General features: G+C 71.3%; 22 protein-coding genes and 1 pseudogene. 9 read left to right on the forward strand and 14 right to left on the reverse strand.

Annotated features, from left to right (window positions below):
• Positions 1-21: 21 nt before the first annotated feature.
• Both BM085_RS09750 and BM085_RS09755 read left to right on the forward strand, forming a co-directional pair.
• Entirely contained in the window at positions 22-1017 is a 996-nt protein-coding gene (locus BM085_RS09750; protein WP_093886679.1) for a ribonucleotide-diphosphate reductase subunit beta, read from the forward strand.
• A gap of 58 nt (positions 1018-1075) precedes the next feature.
• Positions 1076-2152, forward strand: coding sequence for a mechanosensitive ion channel family protein (locus BM085_RS09755; RefSeq protein ID WP_093886680.1), 1077 nt, complete (start codon positions 1076-1078; stop codon positions 2150-2152).
• On the opposite strand, the gene BM085_RS09760 is transcribed toward BM085_RS09755, so the two are convergent.
• The 4 genes from BM085_RS09760 to glgC form a co-directional block, all read right to left on the reverse strand.
• Positions 2149-3744: a pentapeptide repeat-containing protein gene (locus tag BM085_RS09760; protein WP_093886681.1), complete on the reverse strand. Its 1596-nt coding sequence runs from the start codon at positions 3742-3744 to the stop codon at positions 2149-2151. The two genes, BM085_RS09755 and BM085_RS09760, sit on opposite strands and share 4 nt — an antisense overlap.
• A gap of 111 nt (positions 3745-3855) precedes the next feature.
• Positions 3856-4230 (reverse strand): VOC family protein, encoded by a 375-nt coding sequence (locus tag BM085_RS09765; protein WP_093886682.1) that lies wholly within the window; start codon positions 4228-4230, stop codon positions 3856-3858.
• Between the two features lie 10 nt (positions 4231-4240).
• A complete protein-coding gene (locus BM085_RS45205; RefSeq protein ID WP_245789225.1) occupies positions 4241-5035 on the reverse strand; it encodes a TetR/AcrR family transcriptional regulator in 795 nt (264 codons plus the stop codon).
• Positions 5036-5589: 554 nt separating this feature from the next.
• Positions 5590-6816 carry a glucose-1-phosphate adenylyltransferase gene (gene glgC / locus BM085_RS09780; RefSeq protein WP_093886684.1) on the reverse strand — a complete coding sequence of 409 codons (1227 nt, stop codon included), beginning with the start codon at positions 6814-6816 and terminating at the stop codon, positions 5590-5592.
• 48 nt (positions 6817-6864) lie between these two features.
• Between glgC and glgA the strand changes: the two genes are divergently transcribed.
• On the forward strand, positions 6865-8043 hold the full coding sequence (gene glgA, locus BM085_RS09785; protein ID WP_093886685.1) for a glycogen synthase: 1179 nt from the start codon (positions 6865-6867) through the stop codon (positions 8041-8043).
• A 52-nt stretch (positions 8044-8095) separates the two neighbouring features.
• On the opposite strand, the gene BM085_RS09790 is transcribed toward glgA, so the two are convergent.
• The gene (locus tag BM085_RS09790) at positions 8096-8461 is read right to left on the reverse strand and encodes a PH domain-containing protein (RefSeq protein ID WP_012892720.1); all 366 of its coding nucleotides are present in this window, start codon (positions 8459-8461) and stop codon (positions 8096-8098) included.
• Between the two features lie 98 nt (positions 8462-8559).
• Here BM085_RS09790 and pgeF point away from each other — a divergent pair, with 98 nt between their 5' ends.
• A complete protein-coding gene (pgeF, locus tag BM085_RS09795; protein ID WP_093886686.1) occupies positions 8560-9246 on the forward strand; it encodes a peptidoglycan editing factor PgeF in 687 nt (228 codons plus the stop codon).
• A 134-nt stretch (positions 9247-9380) separates the two neighbouring features.
• Here pgeF and BM085_RS09800 read toward each other — a convergent pair whose 3' ends face one another.
• The 4 genes from BM085_RS09800 to BM085_RS09815 form a co-directional block, all read right to left on the reverse strand.
• Positions 9381-10172: a sirohydrochlorin chelatase gene (locus BM085_RS09800; protein WP_245789226.1), complete on the reverse strand. Its 792-nt coding sequence runs from the start codon at positions 10170-10172 to the stop codon at positions 9381-9383.
• A gap of 194 nt (positions 10173-10366) precedes the next feature.
• Entirely contained in the window at positions 10367-10924 is a 558-nt protein-coding gene (locus BM085_RS09805) for a GNAT family N-acetyltransferase (RefSeq protein WP_031164110.1), read from the reverse strand.
• A 181-nt stretch (positions 10925-11105) separates the two neighbouring features.
• On the reverse strand, positions 11106-11297 hold the full coding sequence (locus BM085_RS09810) for a ferredoxin (RefSeq protein ID WP_093886688.1): 192 nt from the start codon (positions 11295-11297) through the stop codon (positions 11106-11108).
• 9 nt (positions 11298-11306) lie between these two features.
• Positions 11307-12506: a cytochrome P450 gene (locus BM085_RS09815; RefSeq protein WP_093886689.1), complete on the reverse strand. Its 1200-nt coding sequence runs from the start codon at positions 12504-12506 to the stop codon at positions 11307-11309.
• A 122-nt stretch (positions 12507-12628) separates the two neighbouring features.
• Between BM085_RS09815 and BM085_RS09820 the strand changes: the two are divergent.
• A pseudogene (locus BM085_RS09820) lies at positions 12629-13906 on the forward strand (RNA-guided endonuclease InsQ/TnpB family protein).
• An 87-nt stretch (positions 13907-13993) separates the two neighbouring features.
• A complete protein-coding gene (locus BM085_RS09825; RefSeq protein WP_093886691.1) occupies positions 13994-14620 on the forward strand; it encodes a TetR/AcrR family transcriptional regulator in 627 nt (208 codons plus the stop codon).
• Between the two features lie 205 nt (positions 14621-14825).
• Here the strand turns inward: BM085_RS09825 and BM085_RS09830 are convergent, their stop codons facing one another.
• The gene (locus tag BM085_RS09830) at positions 14826-15740 is read right to left on the reverse strand and encodes an endonuclease/exonuclease/phosphatase family protein (RefSeq protein ID WP_093886692.1); all 915 of its coding nucleotides are present in this window, start codon (positions 15738-15740) and stop codon (positions 14826-14828) included.
• 125 nt (positions 15741-15865) lie between these two features.
• Positions 15866-16135 (reverse strand): AAA family ATPase, encoded by a 270-nt coding sequence (locus BM085_RS09835; RefSeq protein WP_342742870.1) that lies wholly within the window; start codon positions 16133-16135, stop codon positions 15866-15868.
• On the opposite strand from BM085_RS09835, the gene BM085_RS47165 reads away from it, so the two are divergent.
• Positions 16061-16237 carry a hypothetical protein gene (locus BM085_RS47165; RefSeq protein WP_342742873.1) on the forward strand — a complete coding sequence of 59 codons (177 nt, stop codon included), beginning with the start codon at positions 16061-16063 and terminating at the stop codon, positions 16235-16237. The genes BM085_RS09835 and BM085_RS47165 overlap by 75 nt on opposite strands.
• Positions 16238-16267: 30 nt before the next feature.
• Here BM085_RS47165 and BM085_RS09840 read toward each other — a convergent pair whose 3' ends face one another.
• Positions 16268-16693 carry an Lrp/AsnC family transcriptional regulator gene (locus BM085_RS09840; RefSeq protein ID WP_207620825.1) on the reverse strand — a complete coding sequence of 142 codons (426 nt, stop codon included), beginning with the start codon at positions 16691-16693 and terminating at the stop codon, positions 16268-16270.
• Between the two features lie 152 nt (positions 16694-16845).
• Between BM085_RS09840 and BM085_RS09845 the strand changes: the two genes are divergently transcribed.
• The gene (locus BM085_RS09845) at positions 16846-17700 is read left to right on the forward strand and encodes a tryptophan 2,3-dioxygenase (RefSeq protein ID WP_245789227.1); all 855 of its coding nucleotides are present in this window, start codon (positions 16846-16848) and stop codon (positions 17698-17700) included.
• Between the two features lie 39 nt (positions 17701-17739).
• Here the strand turns inward: BM085_RS09845 and BM085_RS09850 are convergent, their stop codons facing one another.
• On the reverse strand, positions 17740-18756 hold the full coding sequence (locus BM085_RS09850) for a LysR family transcriptional regulator (protein ID WP_093886694.1): 1017 nt from the start codon (positions 18754-18756) through the stop codon (positions 17740-17742).
• Between the two features lie 71 nt (positions 18757-18827).
• Here BM085_RS09850 and BM085_RS09855 point away from each other — a divergent pair, with 71 nt between their 5' ends.
• Positions 18828-19694 carry a 4-hydroxy-tetrahydrodipicolinate synthase family protein gene (locus BM085_RS09855; protein ID WP_093886695.1) on the forward strand — a complete coding sequence of 289 codons (867 nt, stop codon included), beginning with the start codon at positions 18828-18830 and terminating at the stop codon, positions 19692-19694.
• On the opposite strand, the gene BM085_RS09860 is transcribed toward BM085_RS09855, so the two are convergent.
• Positions 19695-20504: an Fpg/Nei family DNA glycosylase gene (locus tag BM085_RS09860; RefSeq protein WP_093886859.1), complete on the reverse strand. Its 810-nt coding sequence runs from the start codon at positions 20502-20504 to the stop codon at positions 19695-19697. It lies immediately after the preceding gene.
• Between the last annotated feature and the right edge of the window lie 13 nt (positions 20505-20517).

Genomic DNA, 20517 nt, shown 5'->3' on the forward strand with positions numbered 1-20517 from the left:
TTCTCCGAAAGGCTTTCCCTGATGTTGCTCGACCCCGGCATGGACCTCACGCTGCGGCCCATGCGGTACCCGGAGTTCTACGAGCGCTACCGGGCCGCGATCCGCAACACCTGGACTGTTGAGGAGGTGGACCTCAACTCCGACCTGGCGGACCTGGCCAGGATGACTCCGGAGGAGCGCCACCTGATCAACCGCCTCGTCGCGTTCTTCGCGACCGGCGACTCGATCGTGGCCAACAACCTCGTGCTCAACCTCTACCAGCACGTCAACGCCCCCGAGGCGCGCCTCTACCTCAGCAGGCAGCTCTTCGAGGAGGCCGTGCACGTCCAGTTCTACCTGACCCTGCTGGACACCTACCTGCCCGACCACGACGAGCGGGTCAAGGCCTTCGCCGCGGTCGAGCACATCCCCTCGATCCGGGACAAGGCCGAGTTCTGCTTCCGGTGGATCGACTCGCTCGGCGGGTTGGACCGGCTGGAGTCGCAGGACGACCGGCGGGCGTTCCTGCTCAACCTGATCTGCTTCGCCGCGTGCATCGAGGGGCTGTTCTTCTACGGTGCCTTCGCCTACGTCTACTGGTTCCGCTCCAGGGGCCTGCTGAGCGGCCTGGCCACCGGGACCAACTGGGTCTTCCGCGACGAGTCCATGCACATGGAGTTCGCCTTCGGCGTGGTGGACACCGTACGGGCCGAGGAGCCGGAGCTGTTCGACGACAAGCTCGGCGCGCAGGTCACCAGGATGATCGAGGAGGCGGTGGAGGCCGAACTCGCCTTCGCGGCCGATCTGTGCGGCGACGGCATGTCCGGGATGAGCGTGGAGCAGATGCGCCAATACCTGGAGTACGTGGCCGACCAGCGCCTGGTCCGGCTCCGGTTCCCCGTCCGGTACGGCACCGCCAACCCGTTCGCGTTCATGGAGTTGCAGGACGTGCAGGAGTTGGCGAACTTCTTCGAGCGGCGTGTTTCTGCCTATCAGGTAGCTGTTGAGGGAAACGTCTCTTTCGACGAGGCGTTCTGATTATGCGGTGAAACGTCGGGCACCTCCTCTGTAACGGACGACAAGGGGGGCGCCGTCAGTGTCCAGATGGATCATCCTGCTCGCTTCCATGCTGGCCGCCGCCGCGTGTGTGGAGATGGTGCGGCGGGCGCTGCGGTGGAGGCTGATCGGCGAGAAATGGGTTCTCGCCGCTCCACTCGTGCGCCGCTGCACCTGGCCGGGGTTCACCACGGCTGTCGTGGTGACCGCCAACACGCTCTACCAGCCGGGCATGGCCGAGGGGCAGGTCGACGACGCGATCGACCGGATACTCAGCCTGACCATGATCGGATGTGTCACCTGGCTGGTCATCCAGGCCGCCTACGCCGTCACCGACGTGGTGCTGGACCGGCTGGTCGTCGTCCAGGGCGAGCGCAACCGGCGGGCCCGCAGGATCCGCACCCAGATCACCCTGGTCCGCCGGGTGGCCACGGCGGTGGTCATCGTGCTGGCGATGGGCGCGATGCTCTTCACCTTCCCGCAGGTGCGCGCGCTCGGCGCCGGACTGCTGGCCTCCGCCGGGATCGCCGGTGTGGTCGTCGGCGTCGCGGCCCAGTCCACCCTGGGCAACCTGCTCGCCGGGCTGCAACTCGCCTTCAGCGACGCCCTCCGGCTGGACGACGTGGTGGTGGTGGAGGAGGAGTGGGGCAGGATCGAGGAGCTCACCCTCACCTACGTGGTGCTGCGCCTGTGGGATGAGCGCAGGCTGGTGCTGCCGGTCTCCTACTTCACCACCAACCCGTTCGAGAACTGGACCCGGCACGGCAGCCGGGTGATCGGCGCGGTCTTCCTCCGGCTGGACTGGTCGGTCCCGGTGGAGGAGCTCCGGGCCGAGCTCTACCGCGCCCTGCGCGAGCACCCGCTGTGGGACCAGAAGGACTGGGTCCTCCAGGTCACCGACACCCTGCCCGGCGGCCTGCTGGAGTTGCGCGCCCTGATGAGCGCCGCCGACTCACCCAGCGCCTGGGATCTCAAGTGCGACATCCGCGAGCACATGGTGAAGTTCGTCCGGGACAAGTATCCCGATTCGCTGCCCCGCCTCCGGGTGATGGAGGAGAAGGATCCGCTGTCCCGGTTCGGCGTCGCCGAACGCCCGTCCGGAGCGGCCCGACGCTAGGAGTTCCCGCTGGGGCGCAGCACCCGGGCGGCTCCGGCGATCAGGGCGGTGGCCAGGATCCAGCCGGAGGCGACCAGGGTCCAGGCCAGCCACCGGGTCCAGCCGACCGGCTCCCACGCCCCCCGCTGCTCGAAGACGCTCACCGGGACGAGCAGGTCCAGCGTGTAGACGAAGGGCTGGAAGCTCCGTACCTCGTCCGGGTCGATCTGCGCCGGGCGCACGGCGCCGAAGACCACGGTGCCCAGGGTCAGCAGCACCGCCACCCAGAGGCCGGCCAGCCAGGGGCGGTAGCCGTAGCCGACGACGGAGTCGAGCAGCCGGCCCCAGACCCTGCCGGTTGGTTTGAGGGTGCCGCGGCGACGGCGCTGCTTGGCCAGCAGCACCCGGCGGGCGTCCGGCTCGTGACCGATCCGGCGGAACCAGGAGGCGAGCTGCTCGTACGGCTGCGGCTTGTAGCCGTCCGGGTCCCGGCCGAGCCAGTCGAGCCGTTCGGCCACCGTCCAGTGGCCCCGCAGCGACTCGTAGGTCAGCCCGGTGAGCTGGACCCTGTCCGCGTAGGCGGCGGGGTTGTCGAGCAGGACGCCGATCCGGGAGTAGCCGAGGTTGACCTCCCCCTTGATGGAGGCCGGGTTCAGGATCAGCTCCTCCACCTGGGCGTGGCTCAGGTGGAGGACCCGGCCGGGGGCCTCCAGCGTGGCCCCGTCGAAGGAGAGCACGCCGTTGACGCGCGCGCCGCGCATCCGGATGACGCCCGTCGCGGTGAACCCCGCGCTGAACTCCGCCGCCCCGGACTCCATGAAGTCGGCGCGCACGGCGTGCGGGCCGGTCGCCGTGATGACCGACCTCTGCAGGTAGACCCCGCCGTGGAACTTCGCCCCGATGAACCTGAGGCCGCCGGTGACGCGCATGTCACGCATGAACGCCCCGCCCTCCACGGTCAGCCCGCCCGCCCACACCGCCCACTGGCTCTGGTCGAGGCCCCGCTCCCGCATCTCCGTCTCGGTGAACGGCCGCCGGATGTCCTCCAGCCAACTCTCGCTCGCCCAGGACCGCTCACCGGGGGCGTGCAGGCGCGACCTGGAGAGCCGGAACTGGCCGGTCACGTGCGCGTTGTCCAGCCGGATCCCGCTGTGAACCGTGGAGCCCTCCAATTCCAGCAGGCCGTTGACCGTGCACCGGGCCGCCCGGAGCCGCTCCATCTCGCACCCCCGGAACCGCACGCCCGACGTGGTGGCGTCGGTGAGGGAGACGACCTCGGGGAGGTGGCAGTTGAGCAGGTGGAGCTTGCCGGTGAGGGTGGCGTCGGACAGGTCCAGCACCCCCGTCACGCGGGCGCCCGCCAGCCGCAGGCCGGCGGTCCGGCCCGGCTCGGGCTCCCGCGCGCCGAGCAGCAGCGCCGCGATGACCTCCGCCCGGACCGTCCGCTCCGGCCCCCACCCGGCCCCCTCCGCCGGGTCGTCGGCGTCCTTGTCCCCGGTCCGCAGGTCCACCCAGGTGCCCGCCGGATAGGCGTCCCATACCTGCCGCTCGGCCGGGCTCAGCCGTGGAGGTCGTCCCCCCGGCCGCCGCGTCCATCCGCTGATTCCGAACATCCGGCCCCTCCGGCTGGGGTGATCCGCCCGCATGATCAAAGGAACGTACCGGAAGAATCTATCCCGTGTGGATCTCTGATGGGCGGGCTGTCCGTGACCCCGGCCGCCGCCTCACTCGGGGGACATGACCCCGTAGAGGTCGCGGGCCTCGTCGACGAAGAACAGGCCGCGGGCGCAGAGCGGGTGGTCGACGCGGCCGTTGCCGGGATCGGCCGGGTGGTTGCCGTACGGCACGCCGCGCTCCTGGAGGCGGGCGAGGATCCGGTCGAAGGTGGCGGGGTCCACGTCGAAGGCCAGGTGGTGTCCCTCGGGGTCGTCGACGGTCATGTAATCGAGGGTGAGGGTGGCGTTGACCCGTACGGGGACGAAGTGGCCGCGCGCCCCGGCGGGCGGCAGGCACTCCAGCCCCATGACGCCGGCGAAGAACCGGGCGTCCCGCTCGTTGTCGACGGCGGGGACGATGGTGGGGTTCAGCGTGATGGGCATGGTCGGCCTCTCAGATCAGGGCGCCGTGCACGAAAACGTCCACGAGGTCGTCGTTGCTCACCTGGGGGCCGCCCAGCGGGCGGCGGGCGCTGGACAGCATCAGGTGGAGGAAGATCGTCGCCAGGCGTTCCGGGGGGAGCCGGAGCGAGTCGCGTTCGGGGTCGAACAGCTCGGCCAGCGCCTCGACGGTCTGCGTGGACGAGTGCTCGCGGTCCGAGGGGCGCGTCCCGCCCGCCTCCTCCGGGGGCCGCGCCGTGCCGGCCTGGTCCCGGGGCCGCGTCGTGTCCGCCTGGTCGGGGGGAGGGGCCTGGACGGCCTGGTCCGGAGGGAAGTCCTGGACGACCTGGGCGGGCGCGGGCGCCCCTCCTGTCCGGCCGGTCGCGGAGGCGCCGGCCGTACGGCCCGCCGGAGGAGGGGCGGCGTGGCGGTCGCGGGAACGGCGGCCCGAGGCGTGCAGGGCGCCGAGGACGGTGCCGATCCGCGCCGTGTGCGCCTGCAGGGTGTCGGCGGCCTCGGTCAGGCGGGCGGCCAGCGGCTGGTCGAGCGGGATCGCGGCGAGCTGTGCCAGCGCGTGGTCGGGGCGGAGCGCCTCGACCACGCAGGCGTCCAGCAGCTCGTCCTTGTCGGTGAACGCCCGGAAGATCGTGGCCTCGCCGATCCCGGCGGCTCTGGCGATCTGGCTGGTGGTGACGGCGGCGCCGTACTCGGCGACCAGGGGGAGGGCGGCCCGTACGATCATGTGGCGTCGTCGCTCCGGGCTCATTCCCGGCGCTCGCCGCCGGGCAGGTGGGTTCTCGTTCTCCATGCGCCCATCATGCGGAGTGAGTGCTCACTCCGTCAATGGGTTAATCGGACGCGGGCGGTCGCCGGGCCGCGGGCGCCGATGGAAGCTTTGCCCACCCCGCCCCGGTGTTTCTTCGCACGGGGAAGAGGATTCCCCTCCCCGTGCGCGAGGTGGCGTGCCCGCGGAGTTCCGGACGGCCTCAGGCTGGTCGTCGTGAGGACCCGCGCCCCAGTCCCTTCCTCACCGGCGTGCCCTGGGCCACGCCGCGTCTCGAACCGGAGGACACCCTCATGGCCACCCTGGAGGAGCGGGCAACCCGTCTGGAGGACGAATTCCGGGCACTGCGCACCCGCTGCGCGCCGAGGGCCCCGGCTCGCGCCCTCGAAGTCCGGGACGCCTGTCCGGTGCAGCCCCCATTTGACCGGCCGGGGCGGGAGCCGGACGGCCGACGGCAGACGCGCGCCATCCCGTGACGGCCCCGTCGCCGGCCGGTGACGGGGCCGTGACCGGCGGCCGGTTCACGCCCACGGGCGGCCGGGCCGGCCGGACCCGTGTCGTCCCGGCCGGGGCCGGGGCTACCGTTCGACGATCTCGTTCTTGCCGATGACCACGATGCCGTTGCGGGTCACCGCGAAGCGGCTGCGGTCGTACTCCAGGTCGAAGCCGATGCGGGCGCCGTCCGGGATGATCACGTTCTTGTCGATGATGGCCTTGCGGATGATGGCGCCACGGCCCACCTTCACGTTGCCCATCAGGACCGAGTCCTCGACCTGGGAGTGGGAGTGCAGCACCACGCCCGGGGAGAGGATGGAGCGCTCCGCGAGCCCGCCGGAGACGATCGCGCCCGCGGAGACCAGCGAGTCGATCGCCCGGCCGACCCGGTCGCCGTCGTTGTGCACGAACTTGGCCGGGGGGAGCGGGTCGTGGCCGGTGTAGATGGGCCACTGGCTGTTGTAGAGGTTGAAGATCGGGTGCGCCGAGATGAGGTCCATGTGGGCCTCGTAGTAGGCGTCGAGCGTCCCGACGTCCCGCCAGTAGCCCCGGTCCCGATCGGTGGAGCCCGGCACGACGTTGTCGGCGAAGTCGTAGACCTCGGCGCTGCCCGCCTTGACCATCATCGGGATGATGTTCCCGCCGAGGTCGTGCTTGCTGGTGGGGTCGAGCGCGTCCTCCCGGAGCGCGTCGAGCATCGCCTGGGTCTTGAAGACGTAGTTGCCCATCGACGCGTACACCTGGTTGGGCGCGTCCGGCAGGCCGACCGCGTCCTTGGGCTTCTCCCGGAAGGCCACGATCCGCCGCCCCACGGGGTCGGTCTCGATCACCCCGAACTGGTCGGCCAGCGACAGCGGCTGACGGATCGCCGCCACGGTCACCTCGGCGCCGGACTCGACGTGCTGCGCCACCATCTGCCGGGGGTCCATCCGGTAGATGTGGTCGGCTCCGAACACGATGACGTGGTCGGGCATCTCGTCGTAGATCAGGTTCAGGTTCTGGAACAGGGCGTCGGCCGACCCGGAGAACCAGTGCGGCCCGAGCCGCTGCTGCGCGGGCACGGGCGTGACGTAGTTGCCCAGCATCGACGAAAGCCGCCAGGTTCGGGAGATGTGCCGGTCGAGGCTGTGGTTCTTGTACTGCGTCAGCACGACGATCTGCAGGTAGTGACCGTTGGCCAGGTTCGACAGCACGAAGTCGACGAGCCGGTATATCCCCCCGAATGGCACTGCGGGCTTGGCCCGGTCAGCCGTCAGCGGCATCAGACGCTTGCCTTCGCCGCCGGCGAGCACAATCGCGAGGACTCTCATATCTGGACCTTAACCTGACGGACAAGACTGAAACACTACGCTGATCATATGCGCGTTGATCTGCTGAGTCGTGAGTACCCGCCCGAGGTGTACGGCGGTGCCGGGGTCCATGTCGAATACCTCGCACGGGAGCTGCGCCGGCTGGCGGACGCCCGGGTCCGCTGCTTCGGAGCGTCACGGCCCGAGTTCGGTGTCGAGGCCTACCGGGTGCCCGGCGGGCTGGAGGCGGCCAACGCCGCACTCCAGGTCCTGGGCGTGGACCTGGAGATGGCGGCCGGGTGCGAGGGCGCGGATCTGGTGCACAGCCACACCTGGTACGCCAATTTCGCGGGTCACGTGGCCAAGATGCTGTACGGCACGCCGCACGTGGTGACCACCCACAGCCTGGAGCCGCTGCGGCCGTGGAAGGCCGAGCAGCTCGGGGGCGGTTACACGCTGTCATCGTGGGCCGAGCGGGGCGCGCTGGCGAGCGCGGACGCGATCATCGCCGTGTCGGAGGGGATGCGGCGTGACGTGCTGACCAGCTATCCCGAAATATCGCCGGAAAAAGTAACGGTGATTCACAACGGGATCGACACCGGCGAATACACCCCCGACCGGGACACCGAGGTCCTGGCCCGGCACGGCATCGACGCCGCCAGGCCGTACGTCGTGTTCGTGGGCCGCATCACCCGGCAGAAGGGCCTGGTCCACCTGCTCCACGCGGCCAGGGACTTCCACCCCGACGCCCAGCTGGTGCTCTGCGCCGGCGCGCCCGACACCCCGGAGATCGCCGCCGAGGTCGCCGGGCTCGTCCAGGGGCTGGAGCGGGACGGCGTCATCTGGATCTCGGAGATGCTCCCGCGCCCCGAGGTGATCCAGATCCTCACCCACGCCACCGTCTTCGTCTGCCCGTCGATCTACGAGCCGATGGGCATCGTGAACCTGGAGGCCATGGCCTGCGAGACCGCCGTCGTGGCCACCGCCACCGGAGGCATCCCCGAGGTCGTCGCCGACGGCTCGACCGGCCTGCTGGTCCCGATCGACCAGTCCGCGGCCGACGGCACCCCCGACGACCCCGAGCGGTTCGCCGCCGACCTCGCCGAGCGGGTCAACCGGCTGCTGGCCGACCCGGCGCTCGCCGCCGAGATGGGCAGGGCGGGACGGGTCCGCGCGGTGGACCACTTCTCCTGGGAGCGGATCGCCGAGCGGACGATGGACCTCTACCGGTCGGTCGTCCGCTCCTGACCGTCCGCCCGTCCGTGATCGGGAGGGTTGCGGGGGCCGGGGCGGTCGCCGGCTACGAGCTGATGAAGTGCAGGATCACGTTGTGCACGTGGTGGGCCTTGCTGTCGCCCCGGAACTCCACCTCGTAGGTGTGGGTGCCCACGTGGATGGCGATGGCCCCGGAGGAGAAGAACGAGCCCGCCAGGGACTTGTTGCTCACCACGCTGACCGCCGAGACCTTGCCGTAGGGGATGCTCGTGATGGCGACCTTCTTGCCCACGAAGGACTTGTCCTGCACGATCACGCGCTTGTCGGTGAGACCCAGGAAGCCGGTCCCGGCGCCGATGGCGTCGTAGACGGCGATGATCTGCTCGCCGGGCATCAGACCGCTCTCGATCTGCTGGAGCTGTTCCTTCCGGTCGTACGCGACCTGTGCCATGACGCTCGCAATCTCTCGGGGGAACTGCGTATCCGGGTAACGAACGCCCCGGGGAGGAGGTTCCTGAGGCGGGTAAGGTCGGGGCCGTGAGCTTTCAGATGAGGATCACCGACCGCCACGGCGGCGTCAGTGCCGAGCCGTACGGCAGCCGCAACCTCGGGGGCCTGTGCGGGGACGACCCGGAGGCGGTCGCCGCCAACCGGGCCCGCACCGCGGCCGAGTTCGGTCTGGACCGGGTCGTGTTCATGCGGCAGGTTCACAGCGCCGACGTCCGGTATGTGAGCGAGCCGTTCGGTGACGACCCGCCGCCGCTGGACGGGGTCTGCACCGACGTGCCCGGCCTCGGCCTGGCCGCGCTCTGCGCCGACTGCGCCCCCGTCCTGCTGGCCGACCCGGAGGCCGGCCTGGTCGGAGCCGCGCACTCCGGACGGGTCGGCACCGTCCTGGGCGTGGTCCCGGCCCTGGTCGCGGAGATGACCGCGCGCGGCGCCGACCCGGCGAGGATGACCGCCCTGATCGGCCCGATGGCCTGCGGTAGCTGCTACGAGGTCCCCGCCGAGCTGCGCGGGCAGGTCGCGGACGTCCTCCCCGAGGCATGGTCGATCACCCGTCAGGACACCCCCGCCCTCGACCTGCGCGCCGCGATCACCTCGCAGCTCGCCAAGGCGGGCGTCGGTGAGATCACCCACGACACCCGCTGCACCATCGAGACCCCCGAGCTGTTCTCCCACCGCAGGGACCGGACGACCGGCCGTTTCGCGGGTTACGTCTGGCTGGAGGCCTGACCTCCGGCGGCGCGCGCCGGTCATGCCCCGATCACGGGGAACGCGCTCCGGCACGACTTCTTTCCCGAACGACATGGTCGGTCCCCTCTGATGAGGTACGGGTTCTCGACACCCGTCAGAGGGGACCTCTCACGTCAGTCCTCGGCCAGCACGCTCCCGTAGGCGCGGGCGGTGAGGTCCGCGATGAGACCGTGCGCGCCGAGGAGGTCGGCGCACTCGGCCCCGATCTCCGCCGCCGCGCCGCTCGCCAGGCCGGGGTCGATCTCCGGGCCGACGGCGCACGGGGACAGGGCGATGCGCTGGACGCCGATGCCGCGCAGCCGCTCGGCCGCGTCGGCCACGGCGGGCGCGCTGTCCAGGGAGGCCACCACGACGGGGAGCGTCAGCCGGGAGGCCAGCAGCACCGCCGTCGGCTGCGCCTCCGCCGCCGCTTTCTCGCCGCCGACCGTGGCGAGGATGACCGCGTCGACCGGGCTGGAGACGTTGAGCAGCCGCATCCGGTCGGCCCTGGCCAGATCCTTCTCCGCCAGGCGGATGTGCAGGGCCTCGGCGAGCAGCGGGTGCGGCCCGAGGGAGTCGGTGACCGTCACGGACGCCCCGCTCGCGGCGACGGCCATGGCGATCAGCCGGTCCGCGACCGGGTGCGGGCCGGTCAGGATCGGCACCACGATGGCGGCGACGCCGTCCTCGGGACGTTCGCGGGCGGCCGCCTCGAGCTCGGCGGTCAGCGCCTTGCCGTCCTCGCCGAGACCGGCCAGCCGGACCTCGATCTGCGGATTGTCCCCTCGGACGAGGGCGGCCAGCTCGGCGACGGCGCCTGTCGCGTCGCCGAGGGTGGCCAGCACCAGCGCGGGTGCCTCGGGCGGGAGCTGGGAGGGCACGGGCCTGCGGTGCCGGCCGGAGGGCCGGACGGCGCGTCCGCGCACTGGGAGGATGGAACTCTCACTCACATGCGCGGACTCTAGGCCCATTTCACTCTCTTTGTAGTGAGAAATGGCGGCAATTCCGTCACGACATCGTCCCAGGGCGGAATTCCCGCCGCACGGACCCCGGTACGGCTCCGCGCGCGGGCGGACGCGCCCCGCGGGGTGGGACGGTGCACCCGGGGGCGGCCCTCCGCTCAGATGTCCCGGTGTCCCTCCCACTCGTCCTCCAGGGCCGAGTGGACGACGGAGTCGCGCCAGGCGCCCCGGGCCCGCACGTGGTGCCTGATCCTGCCCTCCTCCACCATCCCGGCGACCAGCATCGCGAGCTGGGCGGCGGTGTTGGCGGGGGAGCGGGCGCCCCAGATGCGGTGCAGGCGCAGATCCCGGAAGCCGAACGTCAGCATCAGCCGGATCAGGTCGGTGCCCATGCCCCGGCCCCAGTGGTCGGGGCGGAGCCCGAGGCCGATCTCCGCGCTGTGCGGGTGGTCGGCCTCGATGTGCAGCCGGGCGACGCCGACGGCCTCGTCGTCGTCCAGGTCGATCACCGCGAGCACGTAGAGCCGCCGGGGCTCGGCCCGCGCGGCCTCAAGCGCCTGGGCGACTATCTCCTCGACCTCCTCGCGGGTGCGCGGGTCGAACGGCAGATGCTCGGTGGCGGTGGGGTCGCCGTAGACGGCGTGCAGCGCGTCCACGTCAGTGGTCGTGACTTCCCTCAGCCGGAGCCTCTTACCGGAGATCTCAACGTGACGCATGCGCAGACGCTAACGCCTCAGGAGTCCCACGGCTAGAGATCGTTCCGTCCGGCAACTATCACAAAGGCGGCAAACATAGCTTTGCCGCCGATCGAGAGACGGGTGGTGCCGCCAGGCGGAACAGCGACCCGCGCCACGCGGGCCGCCGATCTCGCCACCCGTCAGGAGATCTCGCCGCCCGTCAGGAGACGGACAGGGCTCCCGAGGGGCACAGCTGTACGGCCTTGCGGACCGCCGTCTCCCGCGAGGCGGGTGGGTCGGCGTCCAGCAGCACCACCGTCCCCTCCTCCTCGCTCTGGTCGAAGACCTCCGGCACGGTGAGCGCGCACATGCCCGCTCCGATGCAGCGGTCGGTGTCAGCCTTGATATCCATGGGAACCTCCTACCATGTGACCGGCAGCCGGTGCACGCCGTAGATGGTCATGTGGGAGCGCATGGGGACCTCCTCGGCGGGCACCGCCAGGCGCAGTCCGGGGAAGCGGCGCAGCAGCGCCGGGTAGGCGATGCGCATCTCGGTGCGGGCGAGCTGCTGGCCGAGGCACTGGTGGATGCCGTGACCGAAGGAGAGATGACCCGTCGCCGGCCGGGTGACGTCGAGGGTGTCGGGGTCGTCGAACCGCTCGGGGTCACGGTTGGCGGCGGGCAGCGAGAAGGCCACCGACTCGCCGGCCCTGATCAGGTGGCCGTCGAGCTCGACGTCCTCCAGCGCGGTCCGGACCGGGCCCATGTGGATGATCGTGAGGTAGCGCAGGAGCTCCTCGACGGCGTTGTCCACCACCGCCGGGTCGTCGCGGAGCAGTGCCAGCTGGGCCGGATCGCGCAGCAGCGCGAAGGTGCCGAGCGCGAGCATGTTCGCGGTCGTCTCGTGGCCGGCGATGAGCAGGAGCAGCGCGACCCCGGTGAGCTCCTCGTCGTCCAGCTCCCCGCTCGCCACCAGGCCGCCGAGCAGGTCGTCGGCCGGTTCGGCCCGCTTGCGGAGCACCAGGTCGCGCATGTAGGCCATGAGATCGACCAGCGCCGCGCCCATCCGCTCGGCCGAGGAGTCGAGGTTGAGCAGCGCGGCCGAATCCCGCTGGAACTGCGCCCGGTCCCCGTACGGCACGCCGAGCAGCTCGCAGATGACCAGCGACGGGATCGGCAGGGCGAAGGCCTGCACCAGGTCCGCCGGGCGGTCGCCCCGCTCCATGGCGTCCAGGTGGTCGGAGGTGATCTCCTCGATCCTCGGTTCGAGCTGCCGCATCCTGCGCACCGTGAACTGGCCGGTCAGGAGCCGCCGGAAGCGGGTGTGCTCGGGCTGGTCCGTCCTCAGGAAGAACCCCGGAGGGAGCTGCCGGTTCTCCTGCCCGGCCAGCGGATGGGCGACCGGCGGGTGGGTCAGCTCGGTGCGGTTGCTGAAACGGTTGTCGGCGAGCACGGCCCGGGCGGCGGCGTGGCCGGTCAGCAGCCAGCCCAGATGGCCGTCCGCGAAGGTCATCCGGTGGAGTGCGCCCTGCCGCTGCCACTGGAGAACCTCCCCCGGCGGGTCGAAGAGGTGCCGGCGGGCGGTGGGAAAGGTTACCGGGCGGGACGGGGCCTCGGTCATCAGATCTCCTTGAGCGTGGAGACCCCGGGCTTCAGCCCCGGGGAGGAAACGCGGCACAGCGCCGCACGGAATTTTCTCGAACACGCGTACGGCCCCGGCCGTCCTGCGCGATGATGTGCGCCATGGCGCAGAGCGTGAAGCGGGCCTTCAAGTACCGCTTCTATCCGACTCCCGAGCAGGCCGAGCAGCTTGCCCGGACGTTCGGCTGCGCCCGCCTGGTCTACAACAAGGCCCTGGAGGAGCGCAGCCGCGCCTACACGCGGGAAGGCCGGAGGGTCTCCTACGAGGAGTCGTCGGCCGCGCTGACCGCGTGGAAACGCACCGAGGAGTTGGGCTTCCTGGGTGAGGTGTCGTCGGTGCCGCTGCAGCAGGTCCTGCGCCACCTGCAGGCGGCGTTCACGAATTTCTTCGCCAAACGGGCGAAGTATCCGGCGTTCAAGTCCCGTAAGAAGTCCCGGGCGTCGGCTGAGTACACCCGGTCGGCGTTCACCTGGCGTGACGGGCGGCTGAGTCTGGCGAAGCTGGGCGGCCCGCTGGACATCGTGTGGTCGCGGCCGCTGCCCGAGGGGGTCGAGCCGTCCACGGTGACCGTGTCGAAGGACGCGGCCGGGCGGTGGTTCGTGTCGATCCTGTGTGCGGACACGATCCGCCCGCTGGACCCGGCCGACGGCGTGGTCGGTATCGACGCCGGGATCAGCTCGCTGCTCACCTTGTCGCGGCCGATCGCCGGCGTCACCGACGCCGCCGGGAAGGTCGCCAACCCCTGCCACGAGCGCGCCGACCGGCGCAGGCTGGCCCGCGCGCAACGCGCGCTGGCCCGCAAGGAGAAGGGGTCCGGCAACCGGGTCAAGGCGCGGGTGCGGGTGGCGCGGGTGCACGCCCGGATCGCCGACCGCCGCCGGGATCACCTGCACAAGGTCACCACCTCGATCGTCCGCGAGAACCAAGTGGTCGTGATCGAGGACCTCACCGTCCGCAACCTGGTGAGGAACCACCGCCTGGCCCGCGCCATCTCCGATGCGAGCTGGCGGGAGGTGCGGATCATGCTGGAGTACAAGGCGGCCTGGTACGGGCGGGAGTTGGTGGTCGTCGACCGGTGGTTTCCCTCCTCCAAGCTGTGCTCGGCCTGCGGCGCCCTGCAACCATCCCTGCCGTTGGACGTCCGGGAGTGGGTGTGCGCCTGCGGCGCTGCCCATGACCGGGACGTGAACGCTGCCAGGAACATTCTCGCCGCCGGGCTGGCGGAGAGGTGAAACGCCTGTGGAGCCGGTGTAAGACCTCAAGGGAGACTTTTTCCTGGCGGGCGACTGGCGGTGAAGCAGGAAATCCGACCTGTGAGGGTGGGAATCCCCCGGCTTCAGCCGTGGGGAGGAAGTCAAGACGCAGCTCCTCGTAGGTAGACGCGTGTCCTCTCACCTCCACCAAACAGCATTCAATGTAAATTTGCAATGAGTGAAGAAAAGCTCAGAATGCAGTAAAGTGCGTGCATGGTCGATGGTCCGGGGTTGCGGGAACGTAAGAAGCTGCGCACCCGTCGCGCGCTGATCGAGGCGGCCCTGCACCTGTTCGAGGAGAAGGGCTACGAGGAGACCACCGTCGCGGAGATCGCCGCGGCGGCGGACATCTCGACGCGGACGTTCTTCAGCTACTTCGCGAGCAAGGAGGACGTGGTCTTCTTCGACGGCCAGGAGCGTCTCGACGAGATCATCGACATGATCGCGCATCGGCGGGCCGGAGAGACGGTGGTCGAGCTCCTGCTCCGCGTGGGCGAGCTGGGCATGGCTCGGACCTTCGCCGAGACCGATCGCCTCATGGAGCTGACCCCCGCCCGCGCCCGTCTGATCATGTCGGTCCCGGTGCTTCAGGCCCGCGCGCTGCGGCTGCTGTTCGACACCCAACTGCAGCTGGCCGAGGCGCTCCACCGGGCCTACTCCGAGGAGATCGACCTCGTCGAGGCCGCCGCCGCCGTCGGCGCCCTCGCCGGAGCGGCCAAACTCGCCACGATGGCCTGCCTGAACCGGGGCGACCCGCCGGAGCGGATATGGGAGGCGGTGCGCAGGGCCATCGAGATCGCCATGCGGGGCGTGCAGTCGGCGGGCTCACGGCCTTCCTAGAAGCGCGTCCGGCGATCCGGACCGGCGGAGCCGGAGCGTCAGGCGGCCGATGGTGACGCCCGCGAGGCGGGGACTGGTCGGTTTGTCGAATATGTCCGGCCTGTGGTGATGCGGCGGCATGGCCGGAGTGTGCGGATCCAGCGGTCGTCGGAGGGTGTCCGGGGCCTCGCCGTCCGTCCGGGGGACCTGCCCCGGGGCGCCGGTGTCAGCCGAGGCCGACCCTGACGTAGATGGGCCTGTGGTCGGAGGGGACGACATCCTGCGCCACGTGGCACCGCGTCACGCTTCCCCTGGGGGCGAAGAGGTAGTCGAGCTTGCGCTTCGAGACGCTGCCGTCCTCGCGGACGTGCTTCTCGGTCCACCGTCCGTCTCGGCGGCCGTTCTGGTCGCACTCGGCGTAGGCCGCGTAGACGGGCGCCAGGATGCGTCTTTTCGTGGCGGTGCTCTGCCCGCTGTCCGGCGGGGCCAGGTTGAGGTCCCCGCCGAAGACGGCGCGGTAGCCGGGCTTGGCCGCCGCCGCCAGCAGTTCCCCGACCTGCTTCCTCCGGAAGGGCGCGCCGGGTTCCCTGTCGTCATAGGACAGGCCGGCGCTGAGGTGGGTGCCGCAGACGTTGACCCTCCTGGCCGGGATCGCGGCGCAGAGCGCCATGCGCTTGACGTACCACGGCGGGGAGGTCAGTCCGTGCGCCTGGAAGGTCGCCGCGTTGTCGGCGACCGCGACGGTGACGGCCGTATGGCCCCGCGGCCGCCCCTGCCGGTCGGGCGCGCAGACCTTCGGCGAGCCGCCCTTCACCGTGAGGATCGACGACCGCACGGTCCAGGCCCGCCCGGTCTTCTGCTCCAGCAGGCTCTCCAGCGTGGCCGTCCCGTCCGAGCAGAACTCCTGCAGGAAGATCACATCCGGCCTGATCGGCTGGGTGGCCGCGTACCAGGCGACCTTCACGGCCACCTCCCGCATGTCCCTGCCGTAGAAGAAGCAGCCGGGGTTGGTGCCCGCGCAGACGTTCCAGCTCATCACCGAGATGGCGGAGGACGACGTCCGAGCCTGGGCCTGTCCCGCGGAGGCGGGGACCGTCACGACCGCCAGAACGGCCGCCGCCATCAGCTTCCTTGCGATCATGGCTGGTCATTGAAGCATGTTCGGGCGGCCATCTGGGATATTTCACCCGCGAAGCGGCTGAAAGGCGGCTTTATGTAGTTGCTTGTCGGACGCGGCCCACGGGCCGGGCCGGCGCGGCGGACCGGTCAGCCGATCCAGCCGGCCACGAACCGGAGCCGCTCCTCGACGGGTACGCACGGGAGCGTCACCAGCTCGTAGCCGTACTCCGTGTAGGCCGCGACCATGGACTCGTAGGTCTGCCGGGCCGTTTCGAACGACTGCCTGCGCTCGTCGTCCTGCTCGTAGATCTCCGGCCACGGCGGCGCGATGAGCACGCGCCGGTGGTAGCGGAACCTCTGCGCGGCGGCGTGGATGTGATCGGGGACCGGGCGTCCTTCGAGCCGCAGGTAGCCCATGATGTCCGGGATCCCGCGGCCTGGCTGCTCGGCGACCGCGCCTCCTACGTCACCGGGACCGCCCTGCCCGTCGACGGCGGGATGGTGGCCGTCAGAGGATGACCGGGCCGCCGATCGGCTTCCGGGGCGGCCTCAGGTGGGGGAGAGCGGGCGCCAGGGGACCGGGCTGGAGAGCACCATCATGCTCGACGGGTGGCCGTACGGCGCGAGCCGGTCGATCAGCTCCTCGAAGGCCGTCATCGAGGAGGCGGCCACCCGCAGCAGGCAGCAGGTGTCGCCGGTCACCCGGTGGACCTCCAGGATCTCCGGCCAGGCCAGCGCCTGCTCGTCGCGGAGCACGCAGCGCGGCCCGTAGCACGACATCCTGATCAGCGCGGCCACTCCGCGCCCGGCCAGCGCCGGATCGACCCGCGCGTGATAGCCGGTGATCACTCCCGACTCCTCCAGCCGCCGCACCCGCTCGGCGACCGCCGGAGCCGACATGTGGACCCGCCGCGCGAGCTCGCTGTAGGACAGCCGCGCGTCGTCCTGCAACTCGGCCAGCAGTGCCCAGTCCATCGCATCCACCGTCACGCTCCGTCACCTCGTAGCCTGATCGACTCCAATGCCTTCCGTTCGGAAGGCGGAAGCTCGAAATCGCCTTATTCGTATTATTTCCGGACCTGACATTACGGGCCACCATGGAGGTGAACAACCTCAAGGAGTCACTGATGACCAGCACCAGGCAGCTCAGCGAGCGAGAGCGGGAGACACGGGCCGCGGCCAACGAGGGACTGCCCACGCTCGGGTTCGACGCGGCCACGCCGTACGACGACTACGTCGGCACCGCCACCCTGCACCGGCTCCAGCGCACCGTCACCGACGCCCCGGAGGAGCTCGCGTTCCTGGTCACCACCCAGGTGATGGAGCTCTACTTCGGCCTGCTCCGCTCGGAGTGGCAGCTCGCCCAGCGGCAGCTCGACGATGACGACGCCGCCGCCGCGACCGTGACGATCAAGCGGTCGGTCCGGCACTTCGAGGCGCTCAACGCCGCGTGGGCGTCGCTCAGCTGGCTCACCCCCGCGCAGTTCAACCAGTTCCGCGACGCGCTCGGTGAGGCGTCGGGCTTCCAGTCGGCTCTCTACCGGCACGTGGAGTTCCTGCTCGGCAACAAGTCCGAGGCGCTCATCCGCCCGCACCGCCGCAACCCCGAGGCCTACCGTGAGCTCGCCGAGGCGCTGGCCCGGCCGAGCCTGTACGACTCGGTGCTCGCCTTCCTCGCCCGGCAGGGCCACGCGATCCCGCGCGCGGCGGTGGAGCGCGACTACGCCGCCGAATACGAGCCCCGCTCCGACGTCGAGGCGGTCTGGGTCGAGGTGTACGGCGGGCCGCTCGCGCCACTGGCCGACGCGCTGACCGACCTGGCCGAGCAGTTCTCCGACTGGCGCTACCGGCACCTGATGGCGGTACGCCGCTCGATGGGGGCCAAGCCGGGATCCGGCGGGTCGAGCGGCCTGAGCTGGCTGGAGCGGAGCATGCGACGTGAGATCTTCCCCGAACTCTGGACCGCGCGCACGCTGATGTGACGTCCACCGCCGCCGGGCGGCGGGGGATCTCGCCCGCGCCTACCGGGCGTGCCCCGTACGACGGCCGCCAGGGAGCGAGGAGTGCAGCGCGGCGGTGAAGGCGGCGACGGCCGGGTGGGCCGAGGCCCCCCGGCGGAAGGCGATCTGGGTGCGGCGGCGCATCGGCAGTCCGGTGAGCCGGACGCCGCCGGGCGGGTCGGCCGCGCCCAGCTCCGGCACCAGCGCCACGCCCTGACCGACCGCGACCATCGCCAGCACGGTGGCGAAGTCGTCGATGTGGTGGCGGATCCTGGGGGCGAACCCGGCGGCCTGGCAGGCCCGCACGGTCATCGTGTGGCAGAGCGTGCCGGGCTTGGAAACGATCCAGGAGGCGTCGCGCCACCGCGCCAGGACGTCGCCGTCGCCGTCGCCGTGCCGGGCGGGGACGTCGCCGCCGTGCCGTACCGGGGCCTCGCCGGGCATGCCGCCGTGCCCTGCCGGGGCCTCTCCGGGCGTGTCGCGCCGCCGTACAGGGGAGTCGCCGCCGTCACCGGAGGCGAGATACATGGGCTCCTCCAGCAGGGGTTCGGTGTCCAGGGCGAGGTCGGGGATGGCGGGGACGAAGTCGTACTCGTGGACGAGGGCGACGTCCAGATCGCCGGTCCGGAGCCGGGGGGCCACCTCGGCGGGGTCGATCTCGTCCACCATCGGCTCCAGCCCGGGATGGTCACGGCCCAGGGCGGCCAGGGCGGCGGGCAGGATGGTGCGGGTCGCGGTCGGGAAGGCGCCGACCCTGATGGCGCCGACCAGACCCGTGTGCGCGGCCGCCAGCTCCGCCGCGGCCAGCTCCAGCCGTTCGAGCACGGCCTCCGCGTGCCCGACCAGCGCGACCCCGGCGGGGGTGAGCGCCACCCGGCGGCCGGTCCGCTCCAGCAGCGCCACCCCGGCCTCCCGCTCCAGCGCGGCGAGCTGCTGGGAGACCGCGGAGGGGGTGAACGTCATGGCCTCGGCGACCGCGGCGATCGTGCCCCGGTAGGACAGTTCGCGGAGCAGCCGAAGACGTCGCACATCGAGCATCAGCTCAGCTTAACGGTCTCGGAAGAAACGGGAACTGGACCTGCACGGTCGGTGGCCGCGAGGCTGGGGACATGACACTTCACGGCGTTTACGTTCCCCTGATCACCCCGTTCGCCGAGGACGGCGAGATCGCCGTGGAGGCGCTCGAGGGCCTGGCACGCGCGGTGCTCGACGAGGGGGCGGCCGGGCTGGTCGCGCTAGGCACCACCGCCGAGGTCGCCATGCTCGCCGACGAGGAGCGGCGCGCGGTCGTCGAGGTGTGCGCCAAGGTGTGCCGGGAGCGGGGGGTGACGCTGGTCGTCGGGGCCGGGGGCAGTGACACCCGGAGCTCTGTGGAGGCCCTGCGGGAGCTCAAGGACCGGGCGGACGCCGCCCTGGTCACCGTGCCGTCCTTCGTCCGCCCGTCCGAGGCCGGGGTGCTCGCCCACTTCACCGTGCTGGCCGAGCAGAGCCCGGTGCCGCTCATCGTCTACAACATCCCCTACCGGACGGGGCAGTCGGTGGGCGCGGCCACCCTGCGCCGGCTGGGAGAGCTGCCCATGGTGACCGGGGTCAAGCACGCGGTCGGCGGCGTCGACCAGGACACCGTCACCCTGCTGGCCGATCTGCCGGAGGACTTCGCGGTGCTCGCCGGGGACGACCCCTTCTTCTCGGCCCTGCTCGCGCTGGGCGCCTCCGGCGGCATCCTCGCCTCGGCCCACCTGCACACCGGCCGCTTCGTCGAGCTGGTGGAGGCCTGGCGCTCCGGCGACGTCGCCCACGCCCGTGCGCTGGGCCATCGGCTCTCCGCCATGTCGGCGAGCATGTTCGCCGAACCCAACCCCACGGTGCTCAAGGGAGTGCTGCATGCCCGGGGGCTGATCCCCACCGCCTCGGTCCGCCTCCCGCTGGTCCCCGCCGGCCAGGCCTCGATCGAGGCGGCCTCGCGCCTGGTGTGATCAGGCGGTCTGGCAGCCCGGACACCAGAAGAGGTTGCGGCCGGCGAGCACCCCGGTGCGGACCTCGCCGCCGCACAGGAAGCAGGGCATGCCCGCGCGCCGGTAGACGTAGACCTCGCCGCCGTGGTCGTCGACGCGGGGCGGGCGCCCCATCGCCTCCGGGGTGTGCTCGGGCCTGACCGTGTCGATCCGGCCCACCCGCACCCCGTCGGCCATCAGCGCCACCAGGTCCGCCCAGATGGCCGTCCACTGCCCGCGGGTGAGGTCGCGGCCGGGGCGGGCCGGGTCGACGCCCTCCCGGAACAGCGCCTCGGCGCGGTAGATGTTGCCCACCCCCGCGACGACCGACTGGTCCATCAGCAGGACGCCGATGGAGGTGCGGCTGCGGCCGATCCGCCGCCAGGCGAGCTCCGGATCGGCGTCGGCGCGCAGCGGATCCGGCCCGAGCCTGGCGTGCAGCGCCTTCTTCTCGGCCGGATCCAGCAGCTCGCAGGTGTTGGGCCCGCGCAGGTCGGCGTATTCCTCGGCGTTGCTCAGGCGCAGCCGTACCGCACCCGTCGGCGCGGGCGCCGGAGCCGGGCCGAAGGCGCATTTGCCGTAGATGCCCAGGTGCACGTGGAGCCAGCGGTCGTCGTCGAATCCGAGCAGCAGGTGCTTGCCGTGCGCGTCCGTCTCCTGGAGCACCCGCCCGTCGATCTGGCGGGCCCCGGCGGCGAACCGCCCCTGCGGGCTCTCGGCGCGCACCACTCCGCCGCCGAACGCCTGCCGGTACCGCCCGGCCAGGTGATGAATGGTGTGTCCTTCAGGCATGGTGCCCAAATGA

This window comes from Streptosporangium canum (genome assembly GCF_900113865.1).
GTDB classification, from domain to species: domain Bacteria; phylum Actinomycetota; class Actinomycetes; order Streptosporangiales; family Streptosporangiaceae; genus Streptosporangium; species Streptosporangium canum.

Excerpts from the sequence above, each read along its gene's own strand:
- BM085_RS09850 (WP_093886694.1), bottom strand. The coding sequence starts at position 18,756 with ATGCTCGATGTGCGACGTCTTCGGCTGCTCCGCGAACTGTCCTACCGG.
- BM085_RS09790 (WP_012892720.1), bottom strand. The coding sequence starts at position 8,461 with ATGGCACAGGTCGCGTACGACCGGAAGGAACAGCTCCAGCAGATCGAG.
- BM085_RS09825 (WP_093886691.1), top strand. The coding sequence starts at position 13,994 with ATGGTCGATGGTCCGGGGTTGCGGGAACGTAAGAAGCTGCGCACCCGT.
- BM085_RS09835 (WP_342742870.1), bottom strand. The coding sequence starts at position 16,135 with ATGGGCTACCTGCGGCTCGAAGGACGCCCGGTCCCCGATCACATCCAC.
- BM085_RS09830 (WP_093886692.1), bottom strand. The coding sequence starts at position 15,740 with ATGATCGCAAGGAAGCTGATGGCGGCGGCCGTTCTGGCGGTCGTGACG.
- BM085_RS45205 (WP_245789225.1), bottom strand. The coding sequence starts at position 5,035 with ATGGAGAACGAGAACCCACCTGCCCGGCGGCGAGCGCCGGGAATGAGC.
- BM085_RS09760 (WP_093886681.1), bottom strand. The coding sequence starts at position 3,744 with ATGTTCGGAATCAGCGGATGGACGCGGCGGCCGGGGGGACGACCTCCA.
- pgeF (WP_093886686.1), top strand. The coding sequence starts at position 8,560 with ATGAGGATCACCGACCGCCACGGCGGCGTCAGTGCCGAGCCGTACGGC.
- BM085_RS09810 (WP_093886688.1), bottom strand. The coding sequence starts at position 11,297 with ATGGATATCAAGGCTGACACCGACCGCTGCATCGGAGCGGGCATGTGC.
- BM085_RS09845 (WP_245789227.1), top strand. The coding sequence starts at position 16,846 with ATGACCAGCACCAGGCAGCTCAGCGAGCGAGAGCGGGAGACACGGGCC.
- BM085_RS09750 (WP_093886679.1), top strand. The coding sequence starts at position 22 with ATGTTGCTCGACCCCGGCATGGACCTCACGCTGCGGCCCATGCGGTAC.
- glgC (WP_093886684.1), bottom strand. The coding sequence starts at position 6,816 with ATGAGAGTCCTCGCGATTGTGCTCGCCGGCGGCGAAGGCAAGCGTCTG.
- BM085_RS09765 (WP_093886682.1), bottom strand. The coding sequence starts at position 4,230 with ATGCCCATCACGCTGAACCCCACCATCGTCCCCGCCGTCGACAACGAG.
- BM085_RS09860 (WP_093886859.1), bottom strand. The coding sequence starts at position 20,504 with ATGCCTGAAGGACACACCATTCATCACCTGGCCGGGCGGTACCGGCAG.
- glgA (WP_093886685.1), top strand. The coding sequence starts at position 6,865 with ATGCGCGTTGATCTGCTGAGTCGTGAGTACCCGCCCGAGGTGTACGGC.
- BM085_RS09840 (WP_207620825.1), bottom strand. The coding sequence starts at position 16,693 with ATGGACTGGGCACTGCTGGCCGAGTTGCAGGACGACGCGCGGCTGTCC.
- BM085_RS09805 (WP_031164110.1), bottom strand. The coding sequence starts at position 10,924 with ATGCGTCACGTTGAGATCTCCGGTAAGAGGCTCCGGCTGAGGGAAGTC.
- BM085_RS09855 (WP_093886695.1), top strand. The coding sequence starts at position 18,828 with ATGACACTTCACGGCGTTTACGTTCCCCTGATCACCCCGTTCGCCGAG.
- BM085_RS09815 (WP_093886689.1), bottom strand. The coding sequence starts at position 12,506 with ATGACCGAGGCCCCGTCCCGCCCGGTAACCTTTCCCACCGCCCGCCGG.